34 protein-coding genes and 1 pseudogene are annotated in these 17,949 nt (G+C 59.1%); all 35 read left to right on the top strand.

Annotated features, from left to right (window positions below; genetic code table 11):
* Positions 1-143: pseudogene (gene tuf, locus Q1K49_RS02440) on the top strand (elongation factor Tu); the annotation flags it as partial.
* A 19-nt stretch (positions 144-162) separates the two neighbouring features.
* Positions 163-468 carry a 30S ribosomal protein S10 gene (rpsJ, locus tag Q1K49_RS02435; RefSeq protein ID WP_029166027.1) on the top strand — a complete coding sequence of 102 codons (306 nt, stop codon included), beginning with the start codon at positions 163-165 and terminating at the stop codon, positions 466-468.
* A 36-nt stretch (positions 469-504) separates the two neighbouring features.
* Positions 505-1,134: a 50S ribosomal protein L3 gene (rplC, locus tag Q1K49_RS02430; RefSeq protein WP_029166028.1), complete on the top strand. Its 630-nt coding sequence runs from the start codon at positions 505-507 to the stop codon at positions 1,132-1,134.
* A gap of 15 nt (positions 1,135-1,149) precedes the next feature.
* Positions 1,150-1,776: a 50S ribosomal protein L4 gene (gene rplD, locus Q1K49_RS02425; protein ID WP_300522381.1), complete on the top strand. Its 627-nt coding sequence runs from the start codon at positions 1,150-1,152 to the stop codon at positions 1,774-1,776.
* Positions 1,773-2,069, top strand: a complete 297-nt coding sequence (gene rplW / locus Q1K49_RS02420) for a 50S ribosomal protein L23 (RefSeq protein WP_213693129.1) — start codon at positions 1,773-1,775, stop codon at positions 2,067-2,069. Before rplD ends, rplW begins: the two co-directional genes overlap by 4 nt.
* Positions 2,070-2,087: 18 nt before the next feature.
* Entirely contained in the window at positions 2,088-2,915 is an 828-nt protein-coding gene (gene rplB, locus Q1K49_RS02415) for a 50S ribosomal protein L2 (protein ID WP_300522377.1), read from the top strand.
* Between the two features lie 24 nt (positions 2,916-2,939).
* Positions 2,940-3,221 carry a 30S ribosomal protein S19 gene (rpsS, locus tag Q1K49_RS02410; protein WP_029166032.1) on the top strand — a complete coding sequence of 94 codons (282 nt, stop codon included), beginning with the start codon at positions 2,940-2,942 and terminating at the stop codon, positions 3,219-3,221.
* Positions 3,222-3,237: 16 nt separating this feature from the next.
* Positions 3,238-3,570, top strand: a complete 333-nt coding sequence (rplV, locus tag Q1K49_RS02405) for a 50S ribosomal protein L22 (RefSeq protein WP_213692386.1) — start codon at positions 3,238-3,240, stop codon at positions 3,568-3,570.
* 14 nt (positions 3,571-3,584) lie between these two features.
* Positions 3,585-4,259: a 30S ribosomal protein S3 gene (gene rpsC, locus Q1K49_RS02400; protein WP_029166034.1), complete on the top strand. Its 675-nt coding sequence runs from the start codon at positions 3,585-3,587 to the stop codon at positions 4,257-4,259.
* 6 nt (positions 4,260-4,265) lie between these two features.
* Positions 4,266-4,688, top strand: a complete 423-nt coding sequence (gene rplP / locus Q1K49_RS02395) for a 50S ribosomal protein L16 (protein WP_213692387.1) — start codon at positions 4,266-4,268, stop codon at positions 4,686-4,688.
* A gap of 3 nt (positions 4,689-4,691) precedes the next feature.
* Positions 4,692-4,907 (top strand): 50S ribosomal protein L29, encoded by a 216-nt coding sequence (rpmC, locus tag Q1K49_RS02390; protein ID WP_029166036.1) that lies wholly within the window; start codon positions 4,692-4,694, stop codon positions 4,905-4,907.
* A 6-nt stretch (positions 4,908-4,913) separates the two neighbouring features.
* Entirely contained in the window at positions 4,914-5,210 is a 297-nt protein-coding gene (gene rpsQ / locus Q1K49_RS02385; protein WP_300522371.1) for a 30S ribosomal protein S17, read from the top strand.
* A 3-nt stretch (positions 5,211-5,213) separates the two neighbouring features.
* The gene (gene rplN / locus Q1K49_RS02380) at positions 5,214-5,582 is read left to right on the top strand and encodes a 50S ribosomal protein L14 (RefSeq protein WP_213692389.1); all 369 of its coding nucleotides are present in this window, start codon (positions 5,214-5,216) and stop codon (positions 5,580-5,582) included.
* A gap of 13 nt (positions 5,583-5,595) precedes the next feature.
* Positions 5,596-5,922, top strand: coding sequence for a 50S ribosomal protein L24 (rplX, locus tag Q1K49_RS02375; protein WP_213692390.1), 327 nt, complete (start codon positions 5,596-5,598; stop codon positions 5,920-5,922).
* An 18-nt stretch (positions 5,923-5,940) separates the two neighbouring features.
* The gene (gene rplE, locus Q1K49_RS02370) at positions 5,941-6,483 is read left to right on the top strand and encodes a 50S ribosomal protein L5 (RefSeq protein WP_300522367.1); all 543 of its coding nucleotides are present in this window, start codon (positions 5,941-5,943) and stop codon (positions 6,481-6,483) included.
* 15 nt (positions 6,484-6,498) lie between these two features.
* Entirely contained in the window at positions 6,499-6,684 is a 186-nt protein-coding gene (locus tag Q1K49_RS02365; RefSeq protein WP_029166041.1) for a type Z 30S ribosomal protein S14, read from the top strand.
* Positions 6,685-6,714: 30 nt separating this feature from the next.
* Positions 6,715-7,119, top strand: a complete 405-nt coding sequence (gene rpsH / locus Q1K49_RS02360) for a 30S ribosomal protein S8 (protein ID WP_300522364.1) — start codon at positions 6,715-6,717, stop codon at positions 7,117-7,119.
* A 12-nt stretch (positions 7,120-7,131) separates the two neighbouring features.
* Positions 7,132-7,671 carry a 50S ribosomal protein L6 gene (gene rplF / locus Q1K49_RS02355; protein ID WP_300522362.1) on the top strand — a complete coding sequence of 180 codons (540 nt, stop codon included), beginning with the start codon at positions 7,132-7,134 and terminating at the stop codon, positions 7,669-7,671.
* Positions 7,672-7,685: 14 nt separating this feature from the next.
* Positions 7,686-8,054, top strand: coding sequence for a 50S ribosomal protein L18 (gene rplR / locus Q1K49_RS02350; RefSeq protein WP_300522359.1), 369 nt, complete (start codon positions 7,686-7,688; stop codon positions 8,052-8,054).
* 16 nt (positions 8,055-8,070) lie between these two features.
* A complete protein-coding gene (gene rpsE / locus Q1K49_RS02345; RefSeq protein WP_300522356.1) occupies positions 8,071-8,574 on the top strand; it encodes a 30S ribosomal protein S5 in 504 nt (167 codons plus the stop codon).
* A gap of 13 nt (positions 8,575-8,587) precedes the next feature.
* Entirely contained in the window at positions 8,588-8,773 is a 186-nt protein-coding gene (rpmD, locus tag Q1K49_RS02340) for a 50S ribosomal protein L30 (protein ID WP_213692394.1), read from the top strand.
* A gap of 18 nt (positions 8,774-8,791) precedes the next feature.
* Positions 8,792-9,238 carry a 50S ribosomal protein L15 gene (gene rplO, locus Q1K49_RS02335; protein WP_300522352.1) on the top strand — a complete coding sequence of 149 codons (447 nt, stop codon included), beginning with the start codon at positions 8,792-8,794 and terminating at the stop codon, positions 9,236-9,238.
* Positions 9,239-10,531 carry a preprotein translocase subunit SecY gene (gene secY / locus Q1K49_RS02330; protein ID WP_213692396.1) on the top strand — a complete coding sequence of 431 codons (1,293 nt, stop codon included), beginning with the start codon at positions 9,239-9,241 and terminating at the stop codon, positions 10,529-10,531.
* Between the two features lie 14 nt (positions 10,532-10,545).
* Entirely contained in the window at positions 10,546-11,199 is a 654-nt protein-coding gene (locus Q1K49_RS02325) for an adenylate kinase (protein WP_300522348.1), read from the top strand.
* Positions 11,196-11,969, top strand: a complete 774-nt coding sequence (gene map / locus Q1K49_RS02320; RefSeq protein ID WP_300522345.1) for a type I methionyl aminopeptidase — start codon at positions 11,196-11,198, stop codon at positions 11,967-11,969. Before Q1K49_RS02325 ends, map begins: the two co-directional genes overlap by 4 nt.
* A 171-nt stretch (positions 11,970-12,140) precedes the next feature.
* Complete coding sequence (gene infA / locus Q1K49_RS02315) at positions 12,141-12,359, top strand: translation initiation factor IF-1 (RefSeq protein WP_029166051.1); 219 nt, start codon at positions 12,141-12,143, stop codon at positions 12,357-12,359.
* Positions 12,360-12,415: 56 nt separating this feature from the next.
* Complete coding sequence (rpmJ, locus tag Q1K49_RS02310) at positions 12,416-12,541, top strand: 50S ribosomal protein L36 (RefSeq protein ID WP_084460445.1); 126 nt, start codon at positions 12,416-12,418, stop codon at positions 12,539-12,541.
* A 6-nt stretch (positions 12,542-12,547) separates the two neighbouring features.
* Positions 12,548-12,925: a 30S ribosomal protein S13 gene (gene rpsM, locus Q1K49_RS02305; protein WP_029166052.1), complete on the top strand. Its 378-nt coding sequence runs from the start codon at positions 12,548-12,550 to the stop codon at positions 12,923-12,925.
* A 34-nt stretch (positions 12,926-12,959) separates the two neighbouring features.
* Complete coding sequence (gene rpsK / locus Q1K49_RS02300; RefSeq protein ID WP_029166053.1) at positions 12,960-13,352, top strand: 30S ribosomal protein S11; 393 nt, start codon at positions 12,960-12,962, stop codon at positions 13,350-13,352.
* A 37-nt stretch (positions 13,353-13,389) separates the two neighbouring features.
* Positions 13,390-14,016, top strand: a complete 627-nt coding sequence (gene rpsD / locus Q1K49_RS02295; RefSeq protein ID WP_300522335.1) for a 30S ribosomal protein S4 — start codon at positions 13,390-13,392, stop codon at positions 14,014-14,016.
* Between the two features lie 44 nt (positions 14,017-14,060).
* Positions 14,061-15,110 carry a DNA-directed RNA polymerase subunit alpha gene (locus Q1K49_RS02290; RefSeq protein ID WP_300522332.1) on the top strand — a complete coding sequence of 350 codons (1,050 nt, stop codon included), beginning with the start codon at positions 14,061-14,063 and terminating at the stop codon, positions 15,108-15,110.
* Positions 15,111-15,114: 4 nt separating this feature from the next.
* Positions 15,115-15,468 carry a 50S ribosomal protein L17 gene (gene rplQ / locus Q1K49_RS02285; protein WP_300522329.1) on the top strand — a complete coding sequence of 118 codons (354 nt, stop codon included), beginning with the start codon at positions 15,115-15,117 and terminating at the stop codon, positions 15,466-15,468.
* A 3-nt stretch (positions 15,469-15,471) separates the two neighbouring features.
* Positions 15,472-16,299: an ATP-binding cassette domain-containing protein gene (locus Q1K49_RS02280; protein ID WP_300522326.1), complete on the top strand. Its 828-nt coding sequence runs from the start codon at positions 15,472-15,474 to the stop codon at positions 16,297-16,299.
* Positions 16,284-17,138, top strand: a complete 855-nt coding sequence (locus Q1K49_RS02275) for an ATP-binding cassette domain-containing protein (protein ID WP_300522323.1) — start codon at positions 16,284-16,286, stop codon at positions 17,136-17,138. The genes Q1K49_RS02280 and Q1K49_RS02275 overlap by 16 nt, the downstream gene beginning before the upstream one ends.
* Entirely contained in the window at positions 17,126-17,935 is an 810-nt protein-coding gene (locus Q1K49_RS02270) for an energy-coupling factor transporter transmembrane component T (RefSeq protein ID WP_300522321.1), read from the top strand. The genes Q1K49_RS02275 and Q1K49_RS02270 overlap by 13 nt, the downstream gene beginning before the upstream one ends.
* Positions 17,936-17,949 lie beyond the last annotated feature (14 nt).

The raw sequence follows: 17,949 nt of genomic DNA, 5'->3' as shown, positions 1-17,949 counted from the left end.
TGGAAATGGTCATGCCCGGGGACAACTCGCAGTTCGAAGTGAAGCTGATCGTGCCCATCGCCATGGAGGAAGGACTGCGATTCGCCGTGCGCGAAGGCGGTCGTACCGTCGGCGCCGGTGTGGTCACGCAGATCCTCGACTGACCCTTCGGGGGTGAATGCTGTGACGAAACGGATTCGGATCAAACTGAAGGCTTTCGATCATCGTGTGCTCGACACCTCGGCCGTGCAGATCGCCGAGACGGCGGTCCGGAGCGGGGCGAAAGTGGCGGGGCCCATTCCTCTCCCCACGGAGTTCGAGAAGTTCACGGTGCTCAAGTCCCCTCACAAGGACAAGGACGCGCGCGAACAGTTCGAGATTCGCACACACAAGCGGCTCATCGATATTCTGGAGCCCACCCAGAAGACCATGGATGCGCTGATGCAGCTGAATCTCCCCTCTGGAGTGGATATCCAGATCAAGCTGTAGCGGGGAGCTCTGAGCTGAAAGGAGTGGAAGGGACACATGAGTATGGGAATTCTTGGCCGCAAGCTCGGCATGACGCAGGTGTTCGATGAGGCCGGCAAGGCCGTCGCCGTTACGGTGATCGAAGCGGGGCCGTGTCCCGTCGTTGCGGTGTGTACGCCTGAGCGGCAGGGATATGCTGCGGTCCAGCTTGGTTTCGGGGAACGGAAGAAACACAAGGTGACCAAACCGCAGAAGGGATATTTCGACAAGGCCGGCGTGGAGCCCGTCCGATGGCTGCGCGAATTCCGCGTCGCGGACAGTGCCGCCTATTCCGTGGGGCAGACCGTGACGGTGGAATTGTTTCAGGCGGGGGAAAAGGTCAAGGTCACGGGCAGAAGCAAGGGAAAGGGTTTCGCCGGCACGGTGAAGCGGTTTAACTTCAACCGGTGTCCCCAAGGGCACGGTGCGTCCAAGGTACATCGCAAACCCGGTTCGTCCGGTGCGAACAGCTACCCGGGCCACATCTTCAAGGGAAAAACCATGCCGGGGCACATGGGCGACGAGAGGGTCACTGTAAACAATCTCGCTGTCTTCGCCGTGGATCCCGAAAACAACCTGCTGCTCATCAAAGGTGCCGTTCCCGGTGCGCGCAACGGGCTCGTTCTGGTGCGCAAGCTGGGTTCTTAAGGAGGCAGGGAAGTCATGCCTAACGTGAAGCTCGTGAATTTCAAAGGAGATGTCATTGGGGAGGAACAGGTCGCGGACGCGGTCTTCGCCGCTCCGGTCCATGTTCCCGCCATGCATCAGGTTGTGGTGGCCCAGCTGGCGAACAGTCGCGTGGGTACCGCGAACACCAAGGATCGCAGCGACGTCCGTGGTGGCGGAAAGAAACCCTATCGGCAGAAGCACACGGGACGGGCACGCCAGGGAAGTCTCACCTCTCCGCTGCATGTGGGAGGCGGTGTCGCTCATGGCCCGCACCCCCGGGATTATTCCCAGAAAGTGAACAAGAAGGTCCGGCGCCTTGCCCTGCGCAGCGCACTGACCCTCAAGGTGAAGGATTCGCAGATGCTTCTTCTGGAGAATCCGGTGCTTGAGACTCCGAGAACGAAGTCCGTGGTGGAATTTCTGCGACAGGTCGGTGCGGAGAGAAAACCCCTCTTCGTGATTCACGAAACCAACGTGAACCTGTACAAGTCCGCGGGAGCCGTGCCCGGAGCGAAGGTCATGCATGTGGACAGCATCAATGTGTATGACATTCTCCACCACCAGCATCTGATCGTCACACCCGAGGCGGTTCGCAAGATCGAGGAGGTGTTCGGACGATGAGACAGCTTGCCTACGATGTGATCGTGAGACCCGTCGTCACGGAAAAGAGCAGTCGTCTCATGGAGCAGGGCAAATACACCTTCGAAGTGCTGCCTGCCGCCAACAAGATCGAGATCCGCAAGGCCGTGGAGAGCATTTTCAAAGTCAAGGTTCTTAAGGTGAGCACCATCAAGGTGCGCTCCAAGCCGAAGCGGATGGGTGTTCATGTAGGACGCTCGCGCTCGTGGAAGAAGGCCATCGTGTCCCTCGCCCCGGGCGAACGGATCGAGTTCTTCGAAGGCGCCACGGTCTAAAGAGGGGGAGAGGGAAGAATGGCCATCAAGAAATTCAAACCCACCAGCCCGGGTCGCAGGTTCATGACCGTCTCGACCTATGGGGAGATCACCAAGACCGCGCCGGAAAAGCGTCTTGTGGAGAGCCTCAAGAAAAGCGGCGGACGGAACAACCTCGGACGTATCACCATGCGTCATCGGGGGGGCGGCAACAAGAGAAAATATCGCATTGTCGACTTCAAGCGGAACAACATCGGAATTCCCGGAAAAGTGGCCGCGGTCGAGTACGATCCGAACCGGTCCGCTCGCATCGCCCTCATCTTTTTCGCAGACGGGGACAAACGGTATATTCTCGCTCCGTCGGGAATTTCCGTGGGCGACATGGTCATGTCCGGACCCGATGCGGATATCAAGCCCGGCAACGCCATGAAACTCAAGGACATGCCGGTGGGAACCTTCATCCATAACGTGGAGCTTCAGCCCGGTCGGGGCGGCGTGCTCGTTCGCTCTGCCGGAACCTCCGCCCAGCTCATGGCCAAGGAAGGCAAGTATGCCTACGTCCGCATGCCCAGCGGGGAACTCCGGCTCATTCTTCAGGAATGCATGGCCACCATCGGTCAGGTAGGCAACGAAGAGCACGAGAATCTCTCCGACGGAAAGGCCGGAAAGACCCGCTGGCTCGGGAAACGCCCCTATGTGCGCGGCATGGTCATGAATCCCGTGGATCACCCTCTGGGCGGTGGAGAAGGAAAGACCAAGGGGAACAAGCACCCCGTCTCTCCCTGGGGTACGCCGGCCAAGGGATACCGCACGCGGAAACGCAAGCCGTCGGACAAGCATATCGTGCGTCGCCGGCATCAGAAATAGGAACGAGGAGGTGCGGGAAGACAGATGGCACGATCATTGAAGAAAGGCCCCTTCGTTGATCTCAAGCTCTCCAAGAGAATTGACGAGATGAACAAATCCGGAAAGAAGCGGGTTCTGAAGACTTGGTCGCGACGTTCCACCATTCTTCCGAACATGGTGGGACACACCATTGCGGTGCACAACGGGAAGACCCACATTCCCGTGTACGTCAGCGAGAACATGGTCGGACACAAGCTCGGCGAATTCGCCCCCACGAGGCGCTTCGGCGGTCACGCCGGACAAGAGCGCTCCAGCAAGGTGAAGTAAAGAGGAGGGAACGGGAATGGAAGCACGAGCCGAAGCCCGGCAGGTGCGAATCTCCCCCTTGAAGGTGCGGCAGATGATGCAGCTCGTTCACGGTAAATCAGTCGATAAGGCGTTGTTGGCGCTTCGGTTCACCCCGAAGAAGGCCGCTCGGATCGTCGAGAAGGTGCTGAAGAGCGCCGTGGCCAACGCGGATCACAATTTCGGCATGGATGTGGACAAGTTGTTCGTCGTCAAGGCCGTGGCGGATCAGGGGCCTGTCATGCGGCGTTTTCGTCCGGTTTCAATGGGGCGTGCGCATCCCTATCGCCATCGAACGAGTCACATCACCGTGGTCGTAGCGGAACGGTAAGGAGGGGACGCACGTTGGGTCAGAAAATACATCCGGTGGGATACCGAATCGGTGTCATTCGCGACTGGGAGTCGCGCTGGTATGCGGACGGGAAGGCCTATGCGAAGAACCTGCACGAGGATCTCAAGCTCCGCGAGTGGATCAAGGATCGCTGGAAACACGCGGGTGTTTCCCGTGTGGAGATCGAGCGCATCGGTAACGTCATGCGCTTTACGGTTTGGACCGCCCGGCCTGGTGTCGTCATCGGCAAAGGCGGTCAGGAGATCCAGAACGTTCGTGAGGATCTGCAGAAGCTGACCGGTGCACGGGTCATGATCAACGTTCAGGAGATCAAGCATCCCGACACGGATGCCCAGGTCGTCGCGGAAGGAGTCGCCTCCGCGCTTGAGCGTCGCATCAGTTTCCGCCGTGCCATGAAGCAGGCCATTTTCCGGGCCATGAAATCCGGGGCGAAGGGAATCAAGATTCAGTGCTCCGGACGTCTCGGCGGCGCAGAAATCGCCAGAACCGAGTGGTATCTTGAGGGCCAGCTCCCTCTTTCCACGTTGCGCGCGGATATTGACTACGGTTTGGCTGTGGCACGCACCATCTACGGCGTCATCGGCGTCAAAGTGTGGATCTACAAAGCCGATGCCGCCCGAAAGACCCGTCGTGTGGCCGCACAGACTCAGGCCGACGAAAGGGGGTAAGCGGAAATGCTGAGCCCGAAACGTGTAAAGTACCGCAAGCCCTTCCGAAGCCCTCTTCGGGGAATGACCAAGGGAGGCGAGTACGTCGCCTTCGGTGATTTCGGATTGCAGGCTCTTGAAGGTGCATGGATTACCGCCAGACAGATCGAGGCAGCCCGTGTGGCCATCTCCCGGAAAATGCGCAAGGGCGGCAAAATCTGGATTCGCATCTTCCCGGACGTGGCACTTACGAGGAAACCCCTGGAAACGCGAATGGGAAAAGGGAAGGGAAGCCCGGAATACTGGGTCGCTCCCGTAAAGCGAGGGCGCATCATGTTCGAGATCGCCGGTGTTCCCCGGGATGTCGCCGAGGCGGCGTTCCATACGGCGGCACACAAGTTTCCCATCAAGGTGCGCCTGGTCGCCCGCGAGGGATTGGGTGGTGAGTAAGCGATGAAGGCAAAGGACTTGCGGGATCTGACGCTGGACGAGCTCCGGGACAAGCATCGCCAATACAAGGAAGAGCTCTTCAATCTTCGCTTTCAGCATGCGATCGGTCAGTTGGGTAACACCGGAAGAATCGGTGACGTGAAGAGATCCATCGCCAAGGTTCTTACCGTCATGCGGGAAAAAGAGCTGGGGCTTACGAGCTCCGTCGTGAGGAGGTAGCGGACGATGGAGGAAAACGTTTCCCGCGGCAAGACGCGGGTGGGCATCGTCGTGAGCGACAAGATGCAGAAGACGGTAGTGGTGCGCGTCGACCGTATGGCGCAGCATCCTCTCTACGACAAACCTGTCATCCGGGCCAAGAAATACATGGCGCATGACGAGGAGAACGTCTGTGGCAAGGGTGACAAGGTTCTCATCAAGGAATGCCGTCCTTTGAGCCGTCACAAGCGCTGGACCGTCACAGAGGTCATCGAGAAGGCACCCGTGCTTCTCGACGAACAGCCCGTGCGGGGGGAGGCCTAGTCCATGATCCAGCTCCGGACCATGCTCAACGTGGCGGACAACACGGGAGCCAAGAAGATCATGTGCATCCAGGTCCTTGGTGGCAGCAGACGGCGCTTCGGCTCCATCGGAGACATCATCGTGGCCTCCGTGAAGGAAGCCATTCCCAACAGCAATACCGAAAAGGGGAAAGTCGTCAAGGCCGTGGTGGTGAGGACGAAGAAGGAAGTGCGGAGACGGGACGGAAGCTACGTCCGTTTCGATGACAATGCGGCCGTCATCATCGACAACAACGGTGACCCGAAGGGAACCCGCATTTTCGGTCCTGTCGCCCGGGAGCTTCGGGAGAAGCGGTATATGCGGATCGTTTCCCTCGCTCCTGAGGTCGTGTAGGGAGGCGGATGGAATGAGCAAAATGCGGATCAAGAAGGGAGACCGCGTTCGCGTGATCTCCGGAAAATACAAGGGAGTCGAGGGGAAGGTGCTTCGGCGTTTCCCCGATCGTGATGCACTTCTCGTCGAGGGTGTGAACATCGTGACCAAACATGTCCGTCCTACCCAGAAGAGCCCCAAGGGCGGCATCGTCAAGCAGGAGGCGCCTATTTACGCCTGCAAGGTCATGCTGGTCTGTCCCGCCTGCGGTAAGAACACGCGCGTCGGCCGGGCGTTTCTGGAAAGCGGCAAGAAGGTCCGGGTCTGTAAACAGTGTAACGAGATCATGGACAAGGTGTAAGCGGGGAGGAACGACGCCATGATTCCGAGACTCCAAGAAAAGTACTCCACAGAGATCGTTCCTCGCTTGCGGCAGAAGTTCAGCTACAAGAACGTCATGGAAGTCCCGCGCCTCGAAAAGGTCATCGTGAACATCGGTGTCAACGAGGCGAAACAGGACATGAAGTTCATGAACGTCGCCATGGAGGAACTCACCACGATTACCGGACAGCGTCCCCTTCTCAAGAGGGCGAAGAAGTCCGTGGCAGGATTCAAGGTTCGCGAGGGAATGCCCGTGGCCTGTTGCGTGACCCTCAGAGGGGCGAAGATGTGGGAGTTCCTTGACAGACTGATCACCCTTGCCCTCCCTCGGATCAAGGACTTTCAGGGCGTTTCCCGCAAGGGGTTCGACGGTCGGGGAAACTACAACCTCGGCCTTCGCGAACAGCTCATTTTTCCCGAGATCGATTACGACAAGGTCATTCGGATTCGGGGGATGAACATCACCATCACGACCACGGCGCGGACCGACGAGGAGGGGCAGACGCTCCTCGCCGAAATCGGATTTCCGTTCAGCCGGTAGGGGGAGGGAAGAGGCATGTCAAGAACAGCGCTCGAACACAAGGCCACGCTGGAACCCAAGTTCAAGGTGCGGGGATACAACCGTTGCCCTCTCTGTGGTCGCCCGAAGGCCTTCATGCGAAAGTTCAACATGTGCCGCTGCTGCTTCCGAAAGCTCGCTCGGGAAGGAAAGATTCCCGGAGTCGTGAAGTCGAGCTGGTAGGTGCAGGACGCAGCGAAGGAGGCAACAGGAATGTACGTTAATGATCCCATAGCGGATATGCTCACCCGGATCAGGAACGCCAACATGGTGTACCTCGATGTCGTCGATATGCCCCTGAGCAGAGTCAAGGCCGCCATCGCCAAGATCCTCAAGGAAGAGGGATACATTCGGAATTACAAGGTCATCAACGATCCGAAGAAACCCTTCCAGGTCTTGCGTATCTTCATGCAGTACGGCTCCAACAGGGAACATGTCGTCCAGGGTATCAAGCGAATCAGCAAGCCCGGTCGCCGGGTCTACGCGGGTTCGAAGGAACTCCCCAAAGTCATGGGAGGACTCGGTATGGCGGTGGTCTCCACCTCCCAGGGTCTCATGACGGACGCCGAGGCGCGCAAGCGCGGTCTCGGCGGGGAGATTCTCTGTAACGTGTGGTAGGGGGTGCGGATCGTGTCTCGGATCGGGCGCAAACCCATAAAAGTTCCAAAGGGCGTTTCAATCATCCAGAACGAGGACCGTCTTACCGTAAAGGGCCCCAAGGGAGAACTCTTCCTCGACATTCATCCCGAGATCTCGCTTTCACTTGAGGAGGGCGTCCTGACGGTCACGCGTGCGGACGATGAAAAGAAAACCAGGGCGCTCCACGGCATGACGCGTGCCTTGGTGAGCAACATGGTGGAAGGGGTCAGTCAGGGATTCCAGAAGGCTCTTGAGATCATCGGCGTCGGCTATCGGGCGCAGATGAAGGGAACTACTCTTGTTCTGAGCCTCGGCTATTCTCACCCCATCGAGTTCGACCCTCCCGCAGGTATCGAGATCGCGACGGACGGTCCGACGAAAATTTTCGTCCGGGGTATCGACCGCCAGGTCGTGGGGCAGGTGGCGTCTGTCATTCGTGGATACCGTCCCCCTGAACCCTACAAGGGGAAGGGCATTCGGTACGTGGGTGAGTACGTCATTCGCAAGGCCGGGAAATCCGGCGGGAAATAGGGAGGTGATCTGCCGTGATCAAAAAGCGTAGTCGTAATGAAATGCGGAAAATCCGACACGAACGTCTGCGGCGGACCCTCTCGGGGACTGCCGACAAGCCCAGACTCGCCGTTTTCCGGAGCGAGAAGCACATCTCCGTGCAACTCATCGACGACGATGCGGGACATACGCTTGCCGCCGCGTCCACCGTCGAGCCCGCGATGAAGGCGTCTCTGAGCAGCACGGGCAATGCGGAGGCCGCGAAGGCCGTGGGCAAGGCGATTGCGGAGCGTGCCATCTCCAAGGGAATCAAGGCCGTCGTCTTCGACAGAGGCGGGCACATGTTCCACGGGCGCGTCAAGGCGTTGGCCGAGGCAGCTCGCGAAGCCGGCCTTGAGTTCTAAGGGGGGGTATGGAAGCATGGCGACCAAGAATGTGACGAGCAAGGGCGTCGAAATCAGCGAACGCGTCGTGGCGATCAACCGGGTCAGCAAGGTCGTCAAGGGCGGAAAGCGCTTCAAGTTCAGCGTTCTCGTCGTGGTGGGCGATAACGATCACCAGGTGGGAATGGGACTCGGCAAGGCGAGAGAAATTTCCGAGGCGGTTCGCAAGGGAATCGAGAAGGCGAAGAAAAACCTTGTGGATCTTCGCAAGGTGGGGAATACCATTCCTCATCCCGTCATCGCCAATTTCGGTGCGGCCAGGGTCATGCTGAAGCCTGCCGCGCCCGGAACGGGCGTTATCGCCGGAGCCGTCGTTCGAGCCATCATGGAGCTCGGCGGAGTCAAGGACGTGCTCACGAAGGTCATCGGCCGGACATCCAACCCCATCAACGTTGCCTATGCGACGCTCGAGGCGGTTAAGGCCCTGCGGACTCCCGACGAGATCCTGCGTCTTCGCGGGAAGGACCGGAAGGAAGCGTAGGAGGGGGAGAAACATGGCTCAGTTGCGACTCACCTGGAAACGGAGCACTATCGGTCGTCCCGATAAGCAGGAACGGATCATTCGGGCGCTCGGACTCAAACGCCTCCACCACACGGTGATTCAGGAGGACACTCCCGCTATTCGAGGTATGGTTCGGGCGGTCGAACACCTTCTCGAATGGTCCGAGGTCGGGAAGTAGCAGAAGGAGGGAACACTCATGCAGCTGCATGAACTGCGGTCCGCTCCGGGGGCGAAACGTTCCCGGAAGCGCATTGGCCAGGGAATCGGAAGCGGTCTGGGAAAGACCGCAGGCAAGGGACACAAGGGACAGAAAGCTCGCAAGAGTGGTGGAGTTCGCCCCGGTTTCGAGGGCGGGCAGATGCCCCTTACCCGAAGAATTCCCAAGAGAGGGTTCAATAACGCACGCTTTGCCAAACAGTATCAGATCGTGAATCTCCAGTTCATCGAGGATCGGTTCGAGACCGGTGCCGTTATCGATGCCGTTGCGCTGCAGGGGGCGGGTTTGATCCGCAAGTGCGACGAACCGGTGAAGATTCTCGGCAAGGGTGATCTGACGAAGGCGTTCACGATCCACGCACAGGCTTTCAGCGCCCAGGCGGTGAAGCAGCTGGAGGCGGCGGGTGGGAAGGCAGAGGTGATCTAGGTGATCGACTCCTTCCGCGATGCCTTCAGACTTCCCGATCTGAAACGAAAAATCCTTTTTACTCTCGGCATGCTCTTCATCTTCCGCCTGGGGGCGCATATGCCCACCCCTGGCATCGACACGGAGGCCATGACGAGGATGTTCGAGCAGGGAGGCGTTCTGGGGTTCCTCGATATGTTCGCGGGAGGTGCGCTGCGGCGTTTCAGCGTGTTCGCGCTGGGCGTCGCTCCCTACATCAACGCGAGCATCGTCATGCAACTGCTCGTCGTTGTCATTCCCGCCCTGGAAAAACTTCAAAAGGAAGGCGACGAGGGCCGCAAGAAGATCGTCATGTACACGCGCTGGGGGACTGTGTTCTTCGCGTTGGTCCAGGCCGTGGGCATGACGATTTGGCTGCGGAATCTCGGAATCTTTTCGGGGACGCTGCTTGATGCCATTGTTGCGGTCGTGACCACTGTCACCGGAGCGATCGCCGTCATGTGGCTCGGCGAAGAGGTGACCGATCACGGCATAGGCAACGGCATCTCGCTGCTCATCTTCGCCGGTATCGTGGCACGAATTCCCGAAGCGCTGGTGCAGACATGGTCGCTCCTGCGCATGGGTGAGCTGAATCTGATCTCCCTTCTCGTGGCGGTCATCCTCATGGTGGTTGTCGTGGCGGGATGCGTTCTTCTTCAGGAAGGACAGCGGCGCCTGCCGGTGCAATACGCCAAACGGGTCGTTGGGAACAAGGTCTACGGCGGTCAGAGCACCTTCATTCCCCTTCGGGTGAACCAGGCGGGGGTCATCCCCATCATCTTCGCCTCGTCGGTGCTGCTGTTTCCCTACACGATCTTCCGCTTCTTCTCCGGGGACTGGGCCGTGACGATGCAGAATCTCTTCGCTCCGGGAAGCGCCGTCTATATGGTGCTCTATGTGGTTCTCATCGTGTTCTTCGCCTATTTCTACACGGCGGTGGTCTTCAATCCCGTGGATGTGGCGAACAACATGAAGAAGTACGGAGGGTTCATCCTCGGTATCCGCCCCGGGCGTCCCACCTCCGAATACATCGAAAAAGTCATGACCCGGATCACCCTCGGCGGCGCCGTATTTCTCGCCGTGGTGGCGCTCGTGCCCACGCTCATGACCTCCGTGGTGAACATGAACACCTTCTATTTCGGAGGCACGGCGGTGCTCATCGTCGTGGGGGTGGCTCTCGACACGGTACACCAGATCGAGGCGCAGCTCCTCATGCGGCACTATGAGGGCATTCTGAAGCGTCGCGACAAGACCGGCGGGCTTTTGCGCCTGTAGAATCGGTGGTTTCCATGCGACTTATATTTCTGGGACCTCCGGGAGCGGGCAAGGGCACTCAGGCGGTTTTCGTGAAAGAAACCTATGGATTGGCTCATATTTCCACGGGAGATATCCTTCGTGCCCAGGTCAAGCAGGAAACGGAGCTGGGAAAAGCCGCCAAGGGATATATGGATGCGGGGAAGCTCGTTCCCGATGATGTCATCATCGGGATGATCCGGGAGCGCCTTGGTGAAGAGGATTGCGCCAAGGGTTTCATTCTCGACGGATTTCCCCGGACCGTTCCCCAGGCGGTGGCTCTCGCGGAGTTGCTGCAGTCCATGGGAAGGAACCTCACGGCGGTAATCTGTTTCGACGCGGCAGACGACCTCCTGGTGGAGCGATTGAGCGGGCGCAGGACATGCAGGAACTGCGGTGCGATCTACAATGTCAGCTTCCATCCGCCCGAAAAAGAGAACGTGTGTGACGCCTGCGGAGGTCCTCTCATGCAGCGCGACGACGACCGGGAGGAAGTCATTCGGAACAGACTCCGGGTCTACAAGGAACAGACGGCACCGCTCATCGAGCATTACGAACACGAAGGACTGTTGCGCCGTTTCGACGCCGGGGGTGCTCCGGATTCCCTGGTCGCCCTGGTGGCGGAGCTGGCGGGAAAAGACGACGCATGATCACCTTGAAAACCGAAGAAGATGTCCGTTCCATGCGCCGAGCCGGTCAGGTGGTGGCCGATGTCCTCAGACTCCTTCGGGATCTCGTGCGCCCCGGTGTGAGCACCCTTTTTCTGGACACCGAGGCGGAGGGCCTCATTCGACGGGCAGGGGGAAGCCCCGCGTTCAAAGGGTACGCTGTTCCCGGGATTCCCATGCCCTTCCCCGGTTCCATCTGTGCTTCCATCAACGAGGAAGTCGTGCACGGGATCCCCGATGCGCGACGCATCCTCCGGGAAGGCGATATCATCAGTGTCGATGTGGGAGTCTCCATTGACGGGTTCTATGGGGACGCGGCCTGTACGTATCCGGTCGGCTCGATCGCACCCCTCAAGAGAAAACTGCTCGATGTCACCCTGGAATCGCTCCATCGGGGGCTTGGTGTCATCCGTTCCGGGAGCACTCTCGGTGACATCGGGCACGCCGTCGAATCGACGGTGCTGCAAAACGGCTTCGGCCTGGTCCGGACCTACGCGGGTCACGGCATCGGAAGGCGTCTTCACGAGCCTCCCCAGGTTCCGAATTACGGACGACCGCGTTCCGGGATCACGCTGAAAAAGGGAATGACCATCGCTGTCGAACCCATGGTGATGTCCGGAGGAGAAAAAGTGTTGACGGCGCGGGACAAATGGACAGTGGTTACAGCCGAGGGTTCCGACGCGGCGCACTTCGAGCACTCCGTCCTCGTTCTCGATGACGGAGTGGAGATCCTCACGCCATGGGAACAATGAGTCGATACACCCTTTGCATGGAGGATGTCGCGGAATACCATCGCGGTTGTTGCGGGCCGCGGAAAGGCTTTCTGCGGCGTTTCTCCGGAGGCGGAACAGGTGTTGCGAGCGCGGAAATCCGCTCTCGCCGGAGCTGGGAACAGAGTTCGATCGAGGGTAGGTGACGGACGAATGGCCAAGGAAGATGTCATCGAAGTACGGGGAAAAGTCGTCGAACCGCTTCCCAACGCCATGTTCCGCGTGGAGCTGGAAAATGGGTACAAGGTTCTCGCCCATGTTTCAGGGAAAATGCGGATGCATTTCATCCGGATTCTTCCGGGTGACAAGGTTCTCGTGCAATTGTCCCCCTATGACTTGACGCGGGGACGTATCGTGTATAGATTCAAATAATTGCCCTCAAGCGTGCCGCGGCTGGTACGGTTTTCAGGTTAAGGAGCGTGACGGACATGAAGGTGAAACCTTCGGTAAAGCCCATCTGCGAACATTGCAGCGTCATCAAGCGGAATGGGGTGGTGCGGATCATCTGCAGCAAGAATCCTCGCCACAAGCAGCGCCAGGGTGCAAGGAGGTAATGGAGGATGGCCCGAATCGCCGGAGTGGACCTTCCCCGCGAGAAGCGCGTGGAAGTGGCTCTTACGTACATCTACGGAATTGGCCTGCCCACGTCCCACAGGATTCTGGACGCCACGGGGATCAGTCCCGACACGCGGGTGAAGGATCTTTCGGAGGACGAAGTGCAGAAACTCCGCGGAGAGATCGAAAATAATCACGTCGTCGAAGGTGATCTCCGCAGAGAAGTGGCCATGAACATCAAACGTCTCATCGAGATCGGCTGCTATCGGGGATTACGACATCGGTCGGGTCTTCCCGTGCGCGGTCAGAGAACGAAGACGAACGCGAGAACCCGCAAGGGGCCCCGGCGCACCGTGGCGGGCAAGAAGAAGGCGACCAAGTAGCGACACGAAGTGCCCCTAAGGGAGGGAATGCTCAGTGGCCAAGCGAGTACAGCGAAGAGGAAAGCGTAAGGAGAGGAAGCACGTCAGCTATGGCGTGGCGCACATCCACTCCACGTTCAACAACACCATCATCAGCATTACCGACAAGCAGGGGAACCTGCTCTCCTGGTCGGCAGGCGGCAATGTCGGTTTCAAGGGGACCCGGAAATCCACGCCTTTTGCGGCGCAGCTTGCGGCGCAGACTGCGGCGAAGGTCGCCCAGGAACACGGTGTGACGGAGATCGATGTGGTCGTCAAGGGCCCCGGACCGGGGCGCGAGTCGGCGATCCGCTCGCTCCAGGCGGTGGGGCTCCAGGTGAACATGATCAAGGACGAGACCCCTATCCCTCACAACGGTTGCCGTCCTCCCAAGCGCCGCCGCGTGTAGCGCCTGGGCACCGGAAGGATAGTAAGGAGGAAGAGGCATGAGTAGATACACGGGTGCCGTTTGCCGGCTCTGCAGAGCGGAGGGCACGAAACTTTTTCTCAAGGGCGACAGGTGCTATACCGAGAAGTGCGCCATCAACAAGAGGAACAGCCGCCCCGGGCAACACGGTATGAAACGCGTCAAAACCAGTGAATACGGAATCCGGCTTCGGGAAAAACAGAAGCTGCGCAGATATTACGGCATGAACGAGACCCAGTTCCGGCGCTTTTACGGCATGGCCTCCAAAATGCCGGGCCAGACGGGGCACAATTTCCTTCAGATCCTCGAGCGGCGCCTCGACAACGTGCTGCACCGAATGGGCTTCGGTGTGAGCCGCAGCCAATCCCGCCAGATCGTTCGTCATGGTCATGTTCTCGTGAATGGCCGAAAACTGGACATCCCGAGTTATCTCGTTCGGGCCGGGGACGTGATCGCCATCGCCGAGAAGAGTCGGGACATCGTTCTTCTCAAGGACAACGCCGAAGTGGCCGCATCCAGGGCCATCCCCGCCTGGATCGAGTTGAACGCCCAGGGGTTGGAGGCAAAGATCATCTCCCTGCCCGTTCGGGAGCAGATCGACTCGCCGGTGAACGAACAGCTCGTGGTCGAATTCTACGCGAGATAAGGGATTGTCGGAAAGAACCGAAGCGTCGAAAGGTGGGGGGATCATTGGAGGAATTGTTGCAGCCTCAGATTAGGGTGGAGGAGAGCACCCCCCGTTTCGGAAAGGTCATCGTGGAGCCCTTGGAGCGCGGATACGGTGTTACGCTCGGCAATGCCCTGCGGCGCGTGCTCTATTCGTCCATCGGCGGAGCGGCTATCACGGCCGTGCGCATCGAGGGAGTTCTTCACGAATTCACGACGGTACCCGGCGTGCGGGAGGATGTCATCGACCTTCTCCTTAATCTCAAGCACGTGCCCCTTCGCTCCTACAGCAAGGATGTCCGGGTACTCCGTCTGGATCTGGACGGTCCTGCCAAGGTCACCGCTGCCCATATCCAGGGAGACAGCGACATCGAGTTCGCCGATCCCGACGCGTACATCTGCACCTTGGCGGAGGGAGCGCATCTTGCCATGGATATCTACGTGGAACAGGGGATGGGCTACGCCACGAACGACCGGCCCCGTCCGGCCTATCTTCCCGTGGACGCGCTCTTGGTGGACGCCATCTTTTCCCCCGTTCACCGCGTGAACTACGAGGTGCAGAACGCTCGAGTGGGCCAGCGGACGGACTACGACAGGCTCATTCTCCAGGTCTGGACCAATGGAGTGGTCGCTCCCGCCGATGCTGTGGCGGAAGCGTCGGGTGTGTTGCGAAGCTATTTTTCGAGAGTACAGGATGTGCTTGTCCGTCCGACGGAACAACCCAGTCCCTCGATTGAGGAGGCCGGCGAATCCTCGCCGCAGGATGCGGTCTCCGATGAGGGAGCGGCAGGCACCCGATGGGATCCCGAGGATGCCCTCGTTTCCAGACCGATCAGGGACCTTGAACTCTCCATGCGCAGTGAGAACTGCCTTCTCCGCGGCGGCGTCCACACCATAGGGGATCTTTTGAGTCGATCTCACGAGGAATTGTTGAAGATCCGCAATCTGGGCAAGATCTCTCTCCGGGAGATCGAAGAGAAGCTTGCCAAGCTCGGGTATGCATTTCCGGCCCCCTCGGAGGACGATGCGACCCAGAGGTCGGGCAAAAAGAAGGAAAAGGAAGAGGAGGAGTAATCCCATGAGGCACCGTATGGATCACAGCACCCTTGGCCGTTACGGCAGCCACAGGAGAGCGATGCTGTCGAACCTCGCCGCCGGGCTGTTCATCCACGGACGAATCAGCACGACCTTCATGCGCGCGAAGGAAGTGCAGCGTGTGGCGGAGAAACTCATTACCAGAGCCCGTGGGGGCAGTCTTCACGACCGTCGTCTGGTCATCTCTAAAATGCCTTACAAGGCAGCTGTTCTGAAACTGTTCGACGAAATCGCTCCTCGCTATGTGGGGCGTCCCGGAGGATACACGAGGATCATCAAAACGGGATTTCGCATGGGAGACGCGTCACCCACGGCAATACTCGAACTGGTCGAGTAGATCATGCGGAATGGTACGGTGTGTTCGCTTCGGGGTGTAGGATACACCTACCCCGGAGCGCTCGCCCCGGCCCTGACGGAGTTCACCCTCGACGTTTCCTCCGGTGCCTGGATAGCGCTTCTGGGAAGCAATGGTTCCGGAAAATCTACGTGTGCCCGCATGTTGAATGCCCTGCTGATCCCCACGCAGGGCAGTTGTGTCGTGCTGGGTTATGACACGTCCCACTCCGGAACGGCCTTTGAAGTGCGGCGCCGCGTGGCCATGGTCTTTCAGAATCCCGAGAATCAGATCGTCGCAGCCACGGTGGAGGAGGATGTGGCCTTCGGACCGGAAAATCTGGGTCTGGAATCCTCCGAGATTCAGGAACGAGTCGAATGGGCTCTCGGGGTGACAGGGCTTTCGGAGATGAGAAAGCGCCCTTCCTACGCCCTTTCGGGAGGACAGAAGCAGCGCCTTGCCCTTGCGGGTGCTCTGGCACTGCGTCCACTCTGCCTTGTGCTCGACGAGGCTACGTCCATGCTCGATCCCCAGGGACGTCGGGATCTGATGCGCGTGCTTCGCGAACTGCATGCTCAAGGGATGACCATTGTTTCCATCACCCACAATCTGGAAGAAATTCTCTTCTGCACCGAGGCGTGCATCCTCGCGGAAGGACGGCTCGCCTGGAAAGGAACACCCATGGATCTGCTCGAAAGCTCCGGAGGCTCTCATTCCCTGGAGGTCTCTCCTTTTCTAGAGTTGTGGCGACGGTTGAAGAGAGAGCACTTTCTCGGTGCCACAATTTTTCCCGAGCCGAAATCCATCGCCGAGGCGCTATGTCGATTCGCGTGACGGATCTCGCTCATGTCTACCACCAGGGCACGCCTCTCCAGAGGCGTGCCCTGGATGGTGTGAACCTGCTGGTGGAGCCCGGTTCCTGGGTGAGCGTGGTGGGGCATACCGGAAGCGGCAAGTCTACACTGGCGCAGCATCTCAACGGACTGCTCTTTGCCACCCGGGGAGAGGTCGAGGTCGATGGCGTTCTTCTCCGTGAGGATGCTCCGGAAATCCTCCGACAAGCGAGGAAGAAAGTCGGACTCGTCTTTCAGTATCCGGAGCAACAGCTTTTTGCCGAGACCGTCTCGGAAGAAATCGCCTTCGCGCCCCGCAATTGGGGGATTGCCAAAGAACGGCTTCCCGAGGTCGTGCATGCCGCTGCAACACGTGTCGGTTTGGAGAAAGCCCTCCTCGGTGTGAACCCCTTCAACCTTTCGGGTGGACAGAAGCGCCGGGTTGCCTTGGCGTCGGTACTCGCTTCCGAGCCCGACTATCTCGTGCTGGACGAACCGACGGCAGGGCTTGACGGAAAGGGGAAAAAAGAGCTGCTCTCTCTCCTGAGTCAGCTCGTGCGGGAAGGGAAGGGTGTCGTTCTCGTCACTCACGACCTCGACATCGCACTCGCCCATTCGCATCGCATTCTCGTTCTTGAGGACGGGAAAGTGTTTGCCCTCGGGACGCCGCAGGAGGTGTTGGACGCATTGGCAGGAGCGTCTGTCCGGGGCATTGTCCTTCCTCCGGTGGTGGAGCTCTCGCAGGAACTGAAACAGCGCGGTTGGAAAGTCCCCCTCACTCCCGATGCGACGACACTGTATGCACTGATCGCCAAGGAGGGAAAGCGGTGCGATTCCTGAATCACATCACGCTCGGACAGTATGTTCCCACGGATTCTCCATTGCATTGTCTGGATCCGAGATGCAAGATTCTCGGTACGCTGTTCGTCATGACCGTGCTCTTTCTCACGCGCGCCCCCGTGTCCTTTCTTGCCTGGGGGCTTCTCCTTCTTGCTCTCACGCTGCTTTCCCGCCTTTCTCCGGGGATGGTGTTGCGGGGTGCGAGACCCGTTCTTATCCTTATTGTCTTTACGGCATTCATTCATCTTTTCTTTACAAAGGGAACACCACTCTGGTCGTGGGGCGTTCTCTCCATCACGAAAGAAGGCATGACCGCCGCTCTGCGCATGAGCAGCCGCCTCTTCTTTCTCGTCCTTTTCGCGGGGCTTCTCACGCTCACCACGTCTCCCATGGAATTGGCGGACGGTCTGGAGCGTTTGTTTTCCCCGTTGGTCCCGCTCGGTTTTCCCGCGCACGAAATGGCCATGATGATGACGATCTCCCTCCGCTTTATTCCGACGCTGCTGGACGAGACGGATCGTATTTTCAAGGCCCAGCTCGCTCGCGGTGCCGATCTGGATCGGGGTGGGCTCATCCGGCGCCTTCGTGCTTTCGTGCCGGTGCTCATTCCTCTCTTCGTCATCGTCTTTCAACGGGCGGAGGAGCTTGCCGTGGCCATGGAAGCCCGCTGTTACCGGGGCGCCGGACGGACCCGCATGCACCCGCTCCGGTGGAGCAGGGGGGACACCGCCGCCCTTTTCATGTTCACGTTCGTCTTGGGAGGAGTTCTTGGAATGGACAGGTGGCTTCTGTCGTGAAAAGGTATGCGATA

It is taken from the genome of Aminiphilus sp. (assembly GCF_029975095.1).
Classification (GTDB): Bacteria; Synergistota; Synergistia; order Synergistales; family Aminiphilaceae; genus Aminiphilus.
Note: the sequence above shows the minus strand (reverse complement) of the source record. Positions and strands in the feature narration are given on the sequence as shown.

What these genes read in the sequence shown, in the direction of transcription:
- rplB (WP_300522377.1), top strand. Translation starts at nt 2,088, where the DNA reads ATGGCCATCAAGAAATTCAAACCCACCAGCCCGGGTCGCAGGTTCATG.
- rplD (WP_300522381.1), top strand. Translation starts at nt 1,150, where the DNA reads ATGCCTAACGTGAAGCTCGTGAATTTCAAAGGAGATGTCATTGGGGAG.
- rpmJ (WP_084460445.1), top strand. Translation starts at nt 12,416, where the DNA reads ATGAAGGTGAAACCTTCGGTAAAGCCCATCTGCGAACATTGCAGCGTC.
- rpsQ (WP_300522371.1), top strand. Translation starts at nt 4,914, where the DNA reads ATGGAGGAAAACGTTTCCCGCGGCAAGACGCGGGTGGGCATCGTCGTG.
- rpsS (WP_029166032.1), top strand. Translation starts at nt 2,940, where the DNA reads ATGGCACGATCATTGAAGAAAGGCCCCTTCGTTGATCTCAAGCTCTCC.
- Q1K49_RS02275 (WP_300522323.1), top strand. Translation starts at nt 16,284, where the DNA reads ATGTCGATTCGCGTGACGGATCTCGCTCATGTCTACCACCAGGGCACG.
- rplV (WP_213692386.1), top strand. Translation starts at nt 3,238, where the DNA reads ATGGAAGCACGAGCCGAAGCCCGGCAGGTGCGAATCTCCCCCTTGAAG.
- rpsD (WP_300522335.1), top strand. Translation starts at nt 13,390, where the DNA reads ATGAGTAGATACACGGGTGCCGTTTGCCGGCTCTGCAGAGCGGAGGGC.
- rplN (WP_213692389.1), top strand. Translation starts at nt 5,214, where the DNA reads ATGATCCAGCTCCGGACCATGCTCAACGTGGCGGACAACACGGGAGCC.
- rpsE (WP_300522356.1), top strand. Translation starts at nt 8,071, where the DNA reads ATGGCGACCAAGAATGTGACGAGCAAGGGCGTCGAAATCAGCGAACGC.
- rpsH (WP_300522364.1), top strand. Translation starts at nt 6,715, where the DNA reads ATGTACGTTAATGATCCCATAGCGGATATGCTCACCCGGATCAGGAAC.
- rplE (WP_300522367.1), top strand. Translation starts at nt 5,941, where the DNA reads ATGATTCCGAGACTCCAAGAAAAGTACTCCACAGAGATCGTTCCTCGC.
- rplP (WP_213692387.1), top strand. Translation starts at nt 4,266, where the DNA reads ATGCTGAGCCCGAAACGTGTAAAGTACCGCAAGCCCTTCCGAAGCCCT.
- rpsM (WP_029166052.1), top strand. Translation starts at nt 12,548, where the DNA reads ATGGCCCGAATCGCCGGAGTGGACCTTCCCCGCGAGAAGCGCGTGGAA.
- Q1K49_RS02325 (WP_300522348.1), top strand. Translation starts at nt 10,546, where the DNA reads ATGCGACTTATATTTCTGGGACCTCCGGGAGCGGGCAAGGGCACTCAG.
- rplQ (WP_300522329.1), top strand. Translation starts at nt 15,115, where the DNA reads ATGAGGCACCGTATGGATCACAGCACCCTTGGCCGTTACGGCAGCCAC.
- rpmC (WP_029166036.1), top strand. Translation starts at nt 4,692, where the DNA reads ATGAAGGCAAAGGACTTGCGGGATCTGACGCTGGACGAGCTCCGGGAC.
- rplW (WP_213693129.1), top strand. Translation starts at nt 1,773, where the DNA reads ATGAGACAGCTTGCCTACGATGTGATCGTGAGACCCGTCGTCACGGAA.
- rplX (WP_213692390.1), top strand. Translation starts at nt 5,596, where the DNA reads ATGAGCAAAATGCGGATCAAGAAGGGAGACCGCGTTCGCGTGATCTCC.
- rplO (WP_300522352.1), top strand. Translation starts at nt 8,792, where the DNA reads ATGCAGCTGCATGAACTGCGGTCCGCTCCGGGGGCGAAACGTTCCCGG.
- Q1K49_RS02365 (WP_029166041.1), top strand. Translation starts at nt 6,499, where the DNA reads ATGTCAAGAACAGCGCTCGAACACAAGGCCACGCTGGAACCCAAGTTC.
- rpmD (WP_213692394.1), top strand. Translation starts at nt 8,588, where the DNA reads ATGGCTCAGTTGCGACTCACCTGGAAACGGAGCACTATCGGTCGTCCC.
- rplC (WP_029166028.1), top strand. Translation starts at nt 505, where the DNA reads ATGAGTATGGGAATTCTTGGCCGCAAGCTCGGCATGACGCAGGTGTTC.
- Q1K49_RS02280 (WP_300522326.1), top strand. Translation starts at nt 15,472, where the DNA reads ATGCGGAATGGTACGGTGTGTTCGCTTCGGGGTGTAGGATACACCTAC.
- map (WP_300522345.1), top strand. Translation starts at nt 11,196, where the DNA reads ATGATCACCTTGAAAACCGAAGAAGATGTCCGTTCCATGCGCCGAGCC.
- infA (WP_029166051.1), top strand. Translation starts at nt 12,141, where the DNA reads ATGGCCAAGGAAGATGTCATCGAAGTACGGGGAAAAGTCGTCGAACCG.